The 13693-nt window shown below is 39.8% G+C and carries 12 protein-coding genes; 1 reads left to right on the plus strand and 11 read right to left on the minus strand.

What is annotated here, in order from left to right:
* Nucleotides 1–37 precede the first annotated feature (37 nt).
* The 3 genes from BFP97_RS17765 to pgi are packed head-to-tail and all read right to left on the minus strand — an operon-like array spanning nt 38 to nt 2882.
* Nucleotides 38–226: a hypothetical protein gene (locus BFP97_RS17765; RefSeq protein ID WP_069843711.1), complete on the minus strand. Its 189-nt coding sequence runs from the start codon at nt 224–226 to the stop codon at nt 38–40.
* A 14-nt stretch (nt 227–240) separates the two neighbouring features.
* Complete coding sequence (locus BFP97_RS17770; protein ID WP_069843712.1) at nt 241–1230, minus strand: type I phosphomannose isomerase catalytic subunit; 990 nt, start codon at nt 1228–1230, stop codon at nt 241–243.
* Nucleotides 1227–2882, minus strand: a complete 1656-nt coding sequence (gene pgi / locus BFP97_RS17775) for a glucose-6-phosphate isomerase (RefSeq protein WP_069843713.1) — start codon at nt 2880–2882, stop codon at nt 1227–1229. The genes BFP97_RS17770 and pgi overlap by 4 nt, the downstream gene beginning before the upstream one ends.
* Nucleotides 2883–2923: 41 nt before the next feature.
* Here pgi and BFP97_RS17780 point away from each other — a divergent pair, with 41 nt between their 5' ends.
* Nucleotides 2924–3301: a YraN family protein gene (locus BFP97_RS17780; RefSeq protein WP_255399502.1), complete on the plus strand. Its 378-nt coding sequence runs from the start codon at nt 2924–2926 to the stop codon at nt 3299–3301.
* Here BFP97_RS17780 and BFP97_RS17785 read toward each other — a convergent pair.
* The 8 genes from BFP97_RS17785 to BFP97_RS17825 all read right to left on the minus strand — a co-directional run bounded on the left by BFP97_RS17785 (nt 3295) and on the right by BFP97_RS17825 (nt 13693).
* Nucleotides 3295–4122, minus strand: coding sequence for a toxin-antitoxin system YwqK family antitoxin (locus BFP97_RS17785; protein WP_069843714.1), 828 nt, complete (start codon nt 4120–4122; stop codon nt 3295–3297). The genes BFP97_RS17780 and BFP97_RS17785 overlap by 7 nt on opposite strands.
* Nucleotides 4123–4595: 473 nt before the next feature.
* Nucleotides 4596–5684, minus strand: coding sequence for a pyridoxal phosphate-dependent aminotransferase (locus BFP97_RS17795; protein ID WP_170827506.1), 1089 nt, complete (start codon nt 5682–5684; stop codon nt 4596–4598).
* Between the two features lie 107 nt (nt 5685–5791).
* A complete protein-coding gene (locus BFP97_RS17800; protein ID WP_069843717.1) occupies nt 5792–6499 on the minus strand; it encodes an ATP-binding cassette domain-containing protein in 708 nt (235 codons plus the stop codon).
* Nucleotides 6496–7227, minus strand: a complete 732-nt coding sequence (locus tag BFP97_RS17805; protein ID WP_069843718.1) for an ATP-binding cassette domain-containing protein — start codon at nt 7225–7227, stop codon at nt 6496–6498. The genes BFP97_RS17800 and BFP97_RS17805 overlap by 4 nt, the downstream gene beginning before the upstream one ends.
* Nucleotides 7208–8170 (minus strand): branched-chain amino acid ABC transporter permease, encoded by a 963-nt coding sequence (locus BFP97_RS17810; protein WP_069843719.1) that lies wholly within the window; start codon nt 8168–8170, stop codon nt 7208–7210. Before BFP97_RS17810 ends, BFP97_RS17805 begins: the two co-directional genes overlap by 20 nt.
* Nucleotides 8171–8173: 3 nt before the next feature.
* Nucleotides 8174–9037 carry a branched-chain amino acid ABC transporter permease gene (locus BFP97_RS17815; protein WP_083262644.1) on the minus strand — a complete coding sequence of 288 codons (864 nt, stop codon included), beginning with the start codon at nt 9035–9037 and terminating at the stop codon, nt 8174–8176.
* A gap of 21 nt (nt 9038–9058) precedes the next feature.
* Nucleotides 9059–10282, minus strand: a complete 1224-nt coding sequence (locus BFP97_RS17820; protein ID WP_083262645.1) for an ABC transporter substrate-binding protein — start codon at nt 10280–10282, stop codon at nt 9059–9061.
* Between the two features lie 15 nt (nt 10283–10297).
* The gene (locus tag BFP97_RS17825) at nt 10298–13693 is read right to left on the minus strand and encodes an SUMF1/EgtB/PvdO family nonheme iron enzyme (RefSeq protein ID WP_069843722.1); all 3396 of its coding nucleotides are present in this window, start codon (nt 13691–13693) and stop codon (nt 10298–10300) included.

The following is a 13693-nucleotide window of genomic DNA, read 5'->3' on the forward strand; positions in this document are numbered from 1 at the left end:
GTCTTTCGCGCTCACGGGGCCACATATACACGCTAAATTAGGCCGGTTTCTTCTGTTCTCCAACGGGTTCTACAGTCAATACACGAACGTACTTCGTAATTTGTCTGTTAGCTTTCCTAAGAGCAGAAGTGTGATTACGCGCCAGAAACTCTTTCTTGACCACGCTATTGTCTTTCGTATTTAAGAACGTGGCCGAGAAGCTCTTCATATTCTTCTTTCCAGCCATGAATCAAAAATAGACTATGGCATGTAGGTTTCCAACATTTTGAAACCAGATTTGGTCCGAATATGGATTTCTGGGAACTTTCGAGGTACCAAAACTGCATTACCCATACATATTTTTGTACTATGCCCCTGAGTGGCTATTTCTGCTTCACCTTGCACGCATGTATATATGATGAAAGAGGCAGAATTATAATGCTCTCTGATGATGCCCGTGGTATAGTCTAAAAGGTTGGTTCTGAAGTACTGCGATTTCACCAACGGCACCGACTCATTTAGGCAAGGTGTGTAGTTGGTTTTATAGTCGGAGTACCCTTTATAGTCTAGTGCATCAAGTGCTTCTTCTGTATGCAGTTCACGCTTGTTTCCTTCATCATCTGTTCTGTCGAAATCGTAAATGCGATAGGTGACATCCGATGATTGTTGAATCTCTGCCAGAAGTAAACCCTGACCGATCGTATGGACTCTACCAGCAGGCAAGTAGAAGCAATCACCGCTTTGGACATCCTCATAATTCAAAAGGTCTGTTAGCCTTCCATTACTAAGGTGATCCAGATATTCCTCTTTATTGGTGTCTTTGTTAAAACCGCTAATTAGTCTTGCGCCTTCATCCGCCTGAAAGACATACCACATTTCGGTTTTGCCTAGAGAGTTATGTCTGGCTTTTGCCAACTTATCATTAGGGTGAACCTGAATGGACAGGTCTTGCGCTGCATCAATGAACTTGACCAACAATGGAAACTCATTACCATACTCTTCATAAACTTTGGCCCCGACAAGGTCATCTTTGTACTCAGCGATAAGTTCCGGAAGGGTCCAGCCCTTTAAGTTTCCCTCCGAGACCGTGGTTAGGTTTCCCTCAACACCCGAAATCTCCCAAGTTTCTCCACAGTTTTTTAGTGGGGAGAAATCCTTGTTCAGTACATCCTTGATTTTTGTTCCACCCCAGATTTTCTCTTTAAAGATGGTATCAAACTTTAGTGGGTATAGGTAGTTCTTCTCGCTCATGCGTTTCTCATTTCTTTATAGGCGTTGATCAATCCATTGGTGGAACTATCATGACTTTCAACCTGATCGTTATCAGACAATTCTGGCAGGATCTTTTTAGCCAATACTTTTCCTAATTCAACGCCCCATTGATCAAAACTATAGATATTCCAGATTACGCCTTGAACGAAGATTTTGTGTTCGTACATCGAGATAAGGCTACCCAAAACTCTCGGTGTCAGTTTTTGGAAGAGTATACTATTGGTAGGTTTGTTGCCTTCAAACACTTTGAAAGGAGCAAGTTTTTCTATTTCCTCCTTTGATTTTCCTTGTTGCTCGAGTTCTTCAACAACTTCAGAATAAGACTTACCTTTCATTAAGGCTTCGGTTTGTGCGAAGAAGTTAGATAGTAATTTGGAGTGATGGTCTCCAACCGCGTTATGGCTTTGGGCCGGTGCCATGAAATCACAAGGAATCAATTTTGTGCCTTGGTGGATGAGTTGATAAAAGGCATGCTGACCATTGGTACCAGGTTCTCCCCACACAATAGGACCCGTTTGGTAATCGACTGGCTTGCCATCTCGTCCAATATACTTTCCATTACTCTCCATATTGCCTTGTTGAAAGTATGCAGCAAAACGGTGCATGTACTGATCATAAGGTAAAATGGCTTCCGACTCGCTTCCAAAAAAGTTGCCATACCATATACCGATTAGTGCTAATATAATTGGAATGTTTTCGTCAAAGTCAGCACTTTGGAAGTGCTGATCCATTTCAAAGGCACCGGTTAAGAGTTCATCAAAATCATCAAAACCTATCGTGCATGCAATGGAAAGACCGATTGATGACCAAAGCGAATATCTTCCACCAACCCAATCCCAGAACTCGAACATGTTATTAGTATCGATGCCAAATTCACTCACAGCATCTGCATTTGTCGAAAGTGCAACGAAGTGTTTTGCAATATCGGCTTCAGAAGCACCTTGATTTAAGAACCATGTTCTAGCGGTATGCGCATTAGTCATGGTTTCCTGAGTGGTAAAGGTTTTAGAGGCAATCATAAAAAGGGTCTCTTCCGCATTCACCTTTTTCAGAATTTCAGAAACATGAGAACCATCTACATTAGAGACAAAGTAGGTAGTAGTATCATACGTGGCATAAGGTGCTAAGGCTTCGGTAACCATTACGGGACCCAAGTCTGATCCACCAATACCGATATTGACAATGTACCTAATTGATTTGCCCGTATAACCGTGCCAGCTACCAGAGGTAACCTTATCGGCAAATACCTTCATTTTAGCTAAGGCAGATTTAACGTCTGGCATCACATCTTTACCATCTACCATAATTGGTTTATCAGACTTGTTGCGGAGGGCTGTGTGTAACACAGCACGTCCTTCTGTGGCATTAATGGGTTGGCCATTAAATTTGCTCTCAATGGCCTGCTTGAGCTCACATTCTTTGGCCAGATTAACGAGAAGTTCCATGGTCTCCTGAGTGATGATGTTCTTCGAGAAATCGACTAAAAGGTCATTGAACTTCAAAGAAAACTTCTTGAATCTTTCTGGATCAGTATCAAATAGCTGCTTCATTTCCGCTGAACTCATGGCCTCAAAATGCGCCTTAAGTTTTTGCCAGCTGGTGGTGCTTGTTGGGTTGATGGATTTAAGCATAGGGGATTGAATATTCGAATGATCGAAGTTAGCAGAAATTAATGCCTAAATTAATCAACGGCAGATTCATATCTATGCAAACGATTGGCACAAAAGGAGAAAATTTAGCCGCTGAGTACTTGGTGGCCAATGGCTATGAGATTCTAGCAAGAAACTATCGGTTTAAGAAGTCCGAGATCGACATTATTTGTCAAAAAGATGGGCTCATGATCTTTGTGGAGGTCAAGACCCGAACAAGCAGAAGTTTTGGAGAACCAGAGTCATTTGTTTCCAATACTCAGCAGGCCGCGATCATAAAAGCGGCCGAAGAATATATGAGAGAGGTTGAGTGGTCAGGAGACATTCGGTTTGATATTGTGGCAATTTTGAGTAAAAAGGGGGAAGATGAAATCCTTCACCTTAAGGATGCTTTCTATTGATTCTTAGGGGGCGCCACATAAGTTGGCGTAGCATTGCGATTCCATTCTTTCCGGACATAGGATTTGAAATCTTTCAAATAGAACTCTGGGGGATATTGGATTTCTTTTTTGATTCTACTTACGCCAGGCAGGTTGTGGAATTCTTCCCAGACACCTACTTTTCTATCGAATTCATATCGTCCTCTTACCGCAATGTTTCCACTAGGGAAGAAGAGATAGTACTCACCTTCTTTTTTGCCATATCGATAGGGTATAACTTCCTTAACTCTGGTTTTCTGATCTTCATCGTAGTAGGTGATTTCTGAATCGCGAAACCAGCCTTTCACATAGTGCCTCTTATCATAAAGCGTGGAATCAGTTTTCTGGTACATCCAGGTTTCGTTCTTTGTACCATAATAGTACATGCCTTCTTCCACCACTATGTCATTCACTGTTCTTTTATAAGGGCCATGAAGTACTCTGGACAGCGTCTGACCTCTTCCTGTCACTGCAACAACCTCACCCTTTCGAGTATCGTGATAATATATTCTTCTGACATAACTATCAACCTTAACCGGTTCTCGTAATACATTGAATAGCTCGTAGGTGACCGCAGTCCGAGAATCTTTAGTGGTAAAAGACTTCTTTGTCTTTTCACCATAATAGTAGTTCCGCTTTTTCTTTAGGTCAGCGTCAGGCATGGTATCCACATCTGCCTTTTTGAACCTGATATCAGGTTTCTCTACCTCTTCTTTTTCCTTGGTTTTTTTCTTCTTGGATTGGGCAAAACCAAGGGATGTGAGGCAGAGCAATGTGATCAATAAGAGAAATGATTTTCTCATGGCACCAAAGTAACGAAATATTGAGGTGACTCATTACACACTATTCTAAAATAAAAGCACCTCTCATATGAGAGGTGCTCGTTATTCAATTGCTTAATGTATTGTACTGCTACTAATTATTGAAAACGATTTTCCGAATTTTGTGATTTCTTGGGTCGGCTACATAAATGGCTCCGTTGGCATCAAGTTCAGACTTTCAATCATGGGTTAAATCTTATCGAAAAAACATTTGCCAAACAGTTCTTGAAGTGGTACTGTTCAAATACTTCATTGAGATGAAAATTGATAATTATCCTCGGTTACAAAAACTGCAAGTAATCACTAATGAGTTATGTGAAGTGGATATTAGAATATAGCGTATGACTCCGTGTTTCGAGAAAAGAGCTCTACTCCTCGTAGTCCACGAAATGTGGATGCATATTGAATATGAAAAGGGTCATTTTTGAGATTTAAAACAGCCTACCGAAAATATTCTATTCAGAATAGCTGTCAAAAAAAGCCTTCAGGATAGGTATAGATTCAGATATTTCTTCTGTTGAGATATTACCAACAGTCCATCTTAAATACCCTTGCTGTCCAGCAACATTTCCTGGCATAACAATGATGCCTTTCTTTAATAGCTCTTCGGCTAGTAAGACGTCATTTTTAACAGTTTTACCATTCTTTTTCCCAGGCAATTTTGTGAAATGGAATAAGTCTATGTCACCATGTATTTCATCGAAAACATTGATTTCAGCTAGTCCCTCAGAAAGAGCCTTACTCCTTTTTTTGAGTTCCTTTCGAACCTTTGATGTGTGAGATGTTATCTCATCCAGTCCTTTATCGGCGGCCATTTGACCTATTGTATTTGGTGATATCACCATGGTATCTTGGAGTTTCAACATTTCCTCAATCAGGTTGTGAGGAGCGATCAAATAGCCTATTCTCAATCCAGCGATGCACATTGATTTTGAAAATGAGCCAACAAGAATTGTACTGTCATTAAGAAGATTTGGAGGGTCGTTTTCTTTTTGAAATTCGAAATAGGTTTCATCCAGAATTAAAGTGGTGCCCTTTGACTGCGCCATTTTAGACAAACCGGTCAGCTGGTCAGCTGATAAATATGTTCCTGAAGGGTTCAACGGTGAGGAAAGGACTATCGCTTTTTTATTGACAATGTCATCGGTTATAAGATCTAAGTCTGGTAACATATCGTTGCCCAATCTTATTGGATGTGGGTTAAGTTCTTGGGTCTGTATGGCGATAAAATGGTTAAAAAAATATGGCGAAAATACCACCACATCATCTTGTGGAATTGAAATGGAGTTTATTGCCATATATACAGCATGATTGGCCCCACAGGTAACAATGACATTATCTTCGTTAATTGGCTTGTCGAACACTTTCTGCCGATATTGGGCTATTTTCTTGCGCAAGGATTTCATGCCAGGTACTGGGCAAATTCGCTGATAGTCAGGATTACTCCAATCAACAGATTTTAAAAATGAGGAAACGGAACGGGGCGGTGACATATTGATAATGGCCTGTCCAAAATCATAAAGTTGGACATTCTTTTCGCGCATCCTTTGAACATCTGAATTAATCTGATGCATTACCGGGGGGGACGCTTGTGTCAAGGTCTCGGAGATATAGTGATCAAATTCTGGATATTCGTTCATGTTTGTGTGTCTTAGTTGAAAATGAGATTTTCTAACAGGGCTTCGTCACTTACCCACAAATTGCGACCAATATATTCTGGAGCCTTATTGGCTCTGAAGACAATTGCACCATCAGACAGAGCTTTTACAACGTTTATTCTTTGTTCTACAAACAAAAGCGACATTCCGGAAGCTTGACGATTGGCTTCAAGAAAATCTAATAAACTTTGGATTGCATCAGGTTGCAAACCCTCAGACAGTTCGTCAATGAGACCTAACTTGGGGTTTGCAAGAAGCATTTGAGAAATTGCTAGCATTTGTTGTTCCCCACCTGACAATGTTCCTGAAAGGTTTGACAATCGAGACCTCAATCGAGGAAAAAGATCAAGAACCATTTCTAAATGAAAATGTCCTTCTTTCTTTGCAATAGTCAGGTTTTGCTCAACAGAGATGTTTTTGAACAACCCCTTATTGTCAGGTAAGTATCTCATGCCTTTCCCAGCCAGGGCATATGTTGAAAGTTGATTTATGTCGGAGGTTTCAAAAAACATGTTTCCTTTTAACTTAGGCGTGAGCCCTGCGATGGTGTTTAATAATGTAGTCTTCCCTAATCCGTTTCTTCCAGTGATTGCAATGTATTGGCCGACTCCGACTTCCAAGTGTAAATCTTCTTGTATAGGAATGTGAGCATATCCTATGGATAAGTTATCTAACTTAAGAATAATTTCATGAATATTCATTTTCCTAGATAAATATCTCTTATTAAGTTATTATTTGAAATCTCGGAAAAGGTTCCCGTCATAAAAATCTGGCCATCATGCATAAATGAGACATGCTTATCCAGCTGTTTGAGAAATGCCATATTATGTTCAATTATCAAAACTGACATTTCATCTTGCAAAGAGTCTAAAAATCTTATCAACCCTTCTTGTTCAGATAGGGCTAATCCTGCTGTTGGTTCATCTAGTAGACAGAGCGTTTGCGCACTAATAACCCCGATTAGAATGTCTAGTTTCTTACGATCGGCATGGGATAGTTCCGATATTGACTTCTTGAAGTCTAGATCTTTCCAAAGAGATTGCCGAAAACGACTAATAATACTCTCTGTTCTTTTTTGGAGTGAGCAGTTTGAAGCCAATGGTTTGAAGATCTCAGTATTGCCTTCTGCGAGAGAGAGTAATTCTTGAACCAAAAGTTCGTCTGGAAATCTAGGAATCTGCATTGACACTCCAATCCCTAATTTGACGCGCTCATGAACATTCTTTTGACTAATATTTAGGCCATTAAATATGACTTTGCCTGAATCACTGATTTCACTTCCATATATAATTTTGAACAGGGTGGATTTACCCGCACCGTTGGGACCTATGATGGCTGTTACAGATTTAGTATCGATATCTAAATTGAGATTTTTAATCACTGAAAACCCTGCGTATGATTTGTTGATGCTATTTAGTTGAAGCAGCATGATTGATGGATTTTGAAAGACTGGTTATGAAGCCTCTCCTGAAGAAAATAACTGTAATAAGGAGGGTAAGAGCTACGAGAATGAGGTAGTAGCCGGAAAATTTGCTACCGAGATAGAATTCTAAGCCTTTTAAAAATATCGCGGCCAGAAACGGGCCATAGAGTGTGCCTCGTCCACCAATCACAAGCCAAACAAGAATGACCACGTTATAAGGAACAGAAAACAAACCTGGATGAACCACTCCAACAATCGGGGCATAAAAAAATCCACAAAAAGAAGATAGAAGAGCAAAGAGAAGAAAAACAGCACTTCTCCATTTTGCAATACTAAAACCTAAGGAAGAAGCACGATCTGGGAAATCCCTAATCAGAGTAATCAATTTCCCCATGTTCGACCTTTTTAGGTAAAGCAGTATTGAGAGTATTATAACGCTAAAGACAGTGCTACTGAAGTAATTGATTCTTGAATTCGAGAGCGCTAGTTCCAATCCAAAAAATTTACCATTACTCGAGAAATTAATCAAACCATTGGATCCTCCGGTGAGTTCGTAAAAATCAATGATCAGTTGTTGAAAAACAACGCTGACAATAAGAGTTACGAGACCGAATTGTATTGGCTTCAAACCTCTAAAAAAGCTGGGTAAAAATATTAAAAGGTAAATGATCAAAATGATTGCTATTAATGCTAAACCACCAAGGCCAAGATCAATTTGATTTTTTAGAAAAATTGCTGATGTATATGAACCGAGAGAGAAAAAGAGCATCGGGCCAAAAATGATGATGCCGGCTCTTCCCCAAGCAAAATCAGTCAATGCTGTGAGAGATGCCATTAGAAACACTCCAGCCAAGAAGTTCAGAGAATATGAAGGTAGGTACGATGACATTAATATGGTAAGCACGGTTACCAACATTATTACCACTTTATAGTTGAGTTTTTTCTTCATACTTTATGTTGATTCTACCTCTTCAAAAAGTCCACCGGGTTTCAAGAAAATAATTAAGAGTATGATCCCGAGCATGCCTATCGTGGCAGCTGTACTATCAATTACAGAACTAAGAATCGTTCTTGTAGAGGCAACAATTATAGAACCAACGATGGCAGACCAAATTGATCTAAAACCTCCAGCAATGATCACCAAGAATGATAGAAAGGCATAATCAATTCCCATATTTGGAGTCAAGGCGGATATGGGGCTTATAATTGCTCCGGCAAACCCGGACACAGCAGCCCCAATTCCAAAACCAATGGAATAGACTTTGCCAATATTAATTTGAAACTGTGAAGCTCGCCAAGGGTTATGTATGGCGGCCTTTAATAGTGTCCCAAACTTGGTATAGCCAAGCAACAGACCAAAAGTGGATGTAATAATAACCGAGACTATAAGAACAAATATTGAATATCTTGATATCGGAAATGTTCCCAAAACATAGACTCCAGAAATGGGTGCGTCAACAAAGATCCCCGATGGTCCATAAATTAGTCGGACAAGCTCAATTAACATTAAACTCACTCCCCAGGTGGCCAGTAATGTCATTATCTTATCTTCGCTATAAAGGGGTCGAATGACGACTCTCTCAATAATTAGTCCGAGAATTAGGCATAATATCACTGCAATCAGTACACTCAACCAGAAACTACCGAGGATTGAGTTGAAATAAGCGGTAAAATATCCTCCTAGCATGAGTAAATCTCCATGTGCCATATTGATCACTTTCATTATTCCGTAGACAACATAAAAGCCCAGAACTACCAGGAGTAGGTGGCTTGAGGAGACAAGGCTATCGATTAATATTTCGGGAATTTTGGACATAGAGAGGAGTTTTAAACCTGTTTACTTCACCGAACACCCTTCAAAGTTTGGATGGATTTGAATGCCCAGATCTTGAACTAGGTTGTATTGCTGATCTCTGATTTGCATTATATAGACATGTTGCTCGAAGATTTGATTATCAGGATTGACTCTTACCGGGCCTTGAGGTAGCATCATCTCTGCGCCATTCATATGCCTGCGGAAATCAATAAGCTCATCGGATTTCGCTTGGTTGAATGCCTTTGCTGCCAGCATAATCGAACCAAAAGACCCGGCTGCAGCTGTGGGTCCCGGCATCAAATTGTCATTAGAGTACTTTTCCGAGTATAACTTTAGGAATTCATCATTCTGAGTATTGTTAAGAAATTTGCTGTATCGATTGACTACAAAAACCCCTTCAGATGCATTTCCCATAGCATCGATTGCTTCTTGATCGAAAGTTGCGAATCCGCCAATGACAACTTTTTCATTCAACTCAAGCTGTAAGGCTTGCCTCATGAACGACACTCCCGCTGCACCTGGATTGGTGACTATTAATAAGTCGGGATTTTCGTCCAAGATTCTTCTTATTACTGGTGTATAGTCTTTAGTAGACATATCGGTGTATTCTTCAGCAAGAATTGTAAATCCCAATTTCTTCGCCACTTCAATTGCATAGGCATTAGTAGTTCTAGGATAGACATAATCACCACCAACAAAGAAAACCTTAAAGTCGTCATCTTGACTTTTCCTAAATCTCCCTTCCAAGTATTTGAGATAAGGTTCTACAATCATTCTTTCGGTAAACCCAGAGCCCCAAACACTGGTAGAAACAGAAGAAGCATCTCCAAAGGAACATGTCTTACATTCTCCATCCAAAGAGTAAATAAAAGGCACCTTCTTTTCTGTGGCCGGAGTTATGGCCGCAAGTGATGACGCACTCGTGCCTGTTCCGATCAAGAGTTTAACATCGTGTTTTTCAATTAGTTCTTTTGTGCGGTCCACTGTTACGGATGGATCAGATTGTGTGTCTAGGACAATCAGTTCTACCTTCTTTCCTAGAATTCCATCTTCCTCATTAAGAATCAGTTGAGCAATACGGGCACCTTTCTCTATACTTGTTCCGTGACCACTCATGAAGCTGGTCACAGGAGCTAGAACCCCAATTTTAAAAGTATCACTCTCACTGTTCTTTTTACAAGACTTTAACATGACCACACAACAGACAGTCATGATTGCTATAAGAAGTATTTTGATATTTTTCATGGTTATGATTTTATATTAATAAATAGGTTTTGCCAATCGGAACCCAACATCTTCATTGGCATTACTGACCGGCTGAACTGAGCGATGATAAATCCCATGTTGATCCAATGTTGTTACATAACTACCTCCCCGTTGTGAGTATCCCTTCTCAATATTGTCTTCAGCAGAAAGGATTCTCTTGGGTTTTTGATTAATGAGTCCTAGCCCATTATTGTATGGGGCTATAATTGTGTCCTTGTACATGCCGTAGTGATTTGAATTTATGGGCCAATGAGGATCCCATTGACAAGAGGTCCACTCACTGACACCTCCTGCTAAGTGATATGGGATATTGATCAACGAGGGGTCTAGCTTTTTCATTTCTGATTCGAAGGAGGATAAATCAAAATGAACCCCTTGGTCAGGGCTGAAGGGATTCGCCTTAGTACAATCAAAACGAGGAACATATGATGGGATCATCATTGTTTCGTTGTTTTTTCCACCTTCCTTGTCAAAATAGATGTACCATTTATCTTTTTTGAGCCCTTTGTCTTCTGGGTAGTCAAACAAATTCATTGCAATTTCAATCTGACTTTCAAGCGGCAAGTAGCTCCCGTGATAAGTGGCAAAGGCATTCGCTGCTGACCATGTTACACTCACAACAGGAGAATCAAACCAGATTGGATCGTATTCTCTTATTTCCGCAACAGACCATCTGGATAGATCATCAGAATACTTTTGAATTAGCCAATTAAAACCTAATAAGTACCATCTGTTCCCAATGGCGTCTCTGTGATTCTGAGGAGACCATTCATGTTCTTTAAGAATAAACTCCAAAAATTGGCCATTGGTGACCGGATGTTGAGACAAAAGAAAGCTTTCAGTTAATACGTCAACCTTGCCTTTGGTAAGCTTCGATTTGATGCCTCTGCGTTTAGTGTCGGACCACCAATTGTCCTCATATTCTTGTTTGTCATTGGCTTCCCATTGATTTAAGGAATACTTTCCTCCCGGTATAATAACCCACTTGAGATCATTTTGACTATTAACGTCACGATTTGAATCTCTCTCCAGAATATTGTTTGACCAGCAATATTCCTGGAGGTTCTCTATTGATTTGGTTTTTGAAAGGTAACCTTGACTTTCGCTTAGAGCATCAGGTTTTTTGGTTAAGAGTTGCCCGTTACCACTCTGATTGAAAATAGCTAGGTCGTTGAACTCACAATTACCTCTTTCGACGGTAATCGGTAGTTTCTTCAAAATTTCTGGCTCAAGACCAAATGACGGTACTGATCCGTAAGGGCAGTAAACTTTCTGTAACCTCAATGGTTTGTGCTTTCCAGAATTCTTTATAGAAACCCAGCACAAAAGCCCAATTAGATTAAAATGTAGGTTAGATAATTCTTGAAATGACTGGCAGTGATTAAAACTTCGAGAATCATTAATAAGATCAGTTAACAGATCTAATATGTCATCTATACGGTTAAAATGGTCAGCATTTAATCCACCGAGTACAAAAGTAGATAATCCTTCAAATTCGTCCTGTTCGATTCTCTTCTTTCTGAGAACTGTGAACCTTGATCTCCTATCTATTAGTTCGGAGACTATTCTTTTAGATAAATAGAATGAATGGAGTCTCGGGTCAGGGAAATCAAAATTGTCGTTGCGGCGAATTAAACAGCTAGAAATCTTGGCATCATAGAATAGAAATTCTAGCTCACTTGGGTTATTCGTTATGTTTAATCCAGTTTTTTTGTATTGTTCAATAGTAGCAAATTTAAGAGCTTCTGAATCTATGCCTTCAGAATAAGCATTATCCCATGCAACCTCTGCCAACAATTCACAGAACTTGAGGCGTTCGCTTAACGATGGTGTAATCTCAGTGGACACAGCCCTTAATTGTTCTCTTTTGGCCCACGCCCTTGTGTACTCCGAAAATAAGTCGTAGGCTTCTCTGGCAACGGCCATATTCTGTGAGCTGCCGCCTCCTTTTCGAGAGGGATTTTGCATCATGGTTAGAACACCTATGGCTAATTCTAAGGAAAGTGGATTAGTGGTTAATTTGATCAATTTTCCGAACGCGTTGTCTTGTTTTAAATCATCGAATGATGAAAACCTATTTCTGAGAATTCGATAAGTTTCATCCAATGTGCATGCAGCTAGGGACAAAACCTTGACCAGCTGTAGAGAGGAAAACGTTCGGCTTTCAATTTCTTCGGTTTCAAAGAGTTCGTGCCGAGCAGTTATAATGTATTTCGGTCGGTCTGAGTATTTGTGATTATCAAGTAGATCAGTAAAGAATTTTTTTATTGTTGACCATTCGCCAGATGATCTACTTTCATCTATGCCATCAATGAAGACGACTATTTTACCTTCATTGACTAGGGTTTCTATTAAGTTGCGCGGTAGTGAGGCTCTATATTGAATTTCTATTTCCTCATGTACTCTGCCTATGACTGCCGAAGGTTGAAGTGATAAAAAGCTAGTCGCTTGAACAACTATAGGTAATGGAAAAATCCTATTGTTATCATGGTCTTCATTGATGAGTTCAAAAGCAGAAATAAGACAACTAAGACTTTTGCCAGCACCATGGTGTCCAAGAATGACTAAGAGTCTATCATCTTCTTTTATAAAGGACTTTATCTCATCCCTTATGAACGTGTTTTCATTAGAGTCTTCTGAAGGCACGGTGGCTAAATTATATCGAACAGGAATGTTTAGCAGACTCTCGTGATCGAGTGTTTTTTTGTCGTTTTCTAAGACTAAACCGTGCTTCAGAAGTTTACGATGAAGTGAGTGTAGATAGTTTTTTGTATCAAAAAAGGTTTGTAAGAACTCATGAAGAGTAAATAACTTAATCTGAGGTTCGAACTTAATTTTAGACGATCTAAGTGAATTGACTAAAGCGGGTCTTGGGTTTAGGTGTGACAAGATAATATAGCTACTACATCGTTCGTCTCTCAGGTCCTGCAATGCATTAGATATGTGCTTTGTGAAGTATTTATCTGGAACCTCCTTCGAGGCGCCCAGCACTTTCTTGATTTCCGCAACATCTTTGTCATCATCAATGCACTTAATTCTAAGAACTGTGTCTGTGAAGTTTAATGTCAGGTCAATCTGGGCTTTTTTGGACCTTATGGAAAACAGTCGTTCATTCTTAGTTAGAAGGTTTTCAACTACTTTGGCAGTTTCAATGCCATGTGTGAGTTGTGAGAATTCTGTTTTTTCAATACTCTCTTCGAAGGCACTGAGAATCAGATTTTGAGTGTTAAATCTGACAGGCTTACCTGCCAGCACCCTCCTAAGAGTTTCGTCGCTGATTAAACCTTTTAGTTCGGACCGAGCCATTAATTCTGGTATTGAGTAGCTCTGCCAATCTCCCAATTTATCTTCCAGTTTTTCGATCAGTTTTTGTCTGAATTCTTTGCTCAT

It is taken from the genome of Roseivirga sp. 4D4 (assembly GCF_001747095.1).
Classification (GTDB): domain Bacteria; phylum Bacteroidota; class Bacteroidia; order Cytophagales; family Cyclobacteriaceae; genus Roseivirga.

Bases quoted from the DNA above. Each gene is read 5' to 3' on its own strand.
- BFP97_RS17765 (WP_069843711.1), bottom strand. From the start codon at position 226: ATGGCTGGAAAGAAGAATATGAAGAGCTTCTCGGCCACGTTCTTAAAT.
- BFP97_RS17770 (WP_069843712.1), bottom strand. From the start codon at position 1,230: ATGAGCGAGAAGAACTACCTATACCCACTAAAGTTTGATACCATCTTT.
- pgi (WP_069843713.1), bottom strand. From the start codon at position 2,882: ATGCTTAAATCCATCAACCCAACAAGCACCACCAGCTGGCAAAAACTT.
- BFP97_RS17780 (WP_255399502.1), top strand. From the start codon at position 2,924: ATGCCTAAATTAATCAACGGCAGATTCATATCTATGCAAACGATTGGC.
- BFP97_RS17785 (WP_069843714.1), bottom strand. From the start codon at position 4,122: ATGAGAAAATCATTTCTCTTATTGATCACATTGCTCTGCCTCACATCC.
- BFP97_RS17795 (WP_170827506.1), bottom strand. From the start codon at position 5,684: ATGCGCGAAAAGAATGTCCAACTTTATGATTTTGGACAGGCCATTATC.
- BFP97_RS17800 (WP_069843717.1), bottom strand. From the start codon at position 6,499: ATGAATATTCATGAAATTATTCTTAAGTTAGATAACTTATCCATAGGA.
- BFP97_RS17805 (WP_069843718.1), bottom strand. From the start codon at position 7,227: ATGCTGCTTCAACTAAATAGCATCAACAAATCATACGCAGGGTTTTCA.
- BFP97_RS17810 (WP_069843719.1), bottom strand. From the start codon at position 8,170: ATGAAGAAAAAACTCAACTATAAAGTGGTAATAATGTTGGTAACCGTG.
- BFP97_RS17815 (WP_083262644.1), bottom strand. From the start codon at position 9,037: ATGTCCAAAATTCCCGAAATATTAATCGATAGCCTTGTCTCCTCAAGC.
- BFP97_RS17820 (WP_083262645.1), bottom strand. From the start codon at position 10,282: ATGAAAAATATCAAAATACTTCTTATAGCAATCATGACTGTCTGTTGT.
- BFP97_RS17825 (WP_069843722.1), bottom strand. From the start codon at position 13,693: ATGAGCAAAGAATTCAGACAAAAACTGATCGAAAAACTGGAAGATAAA.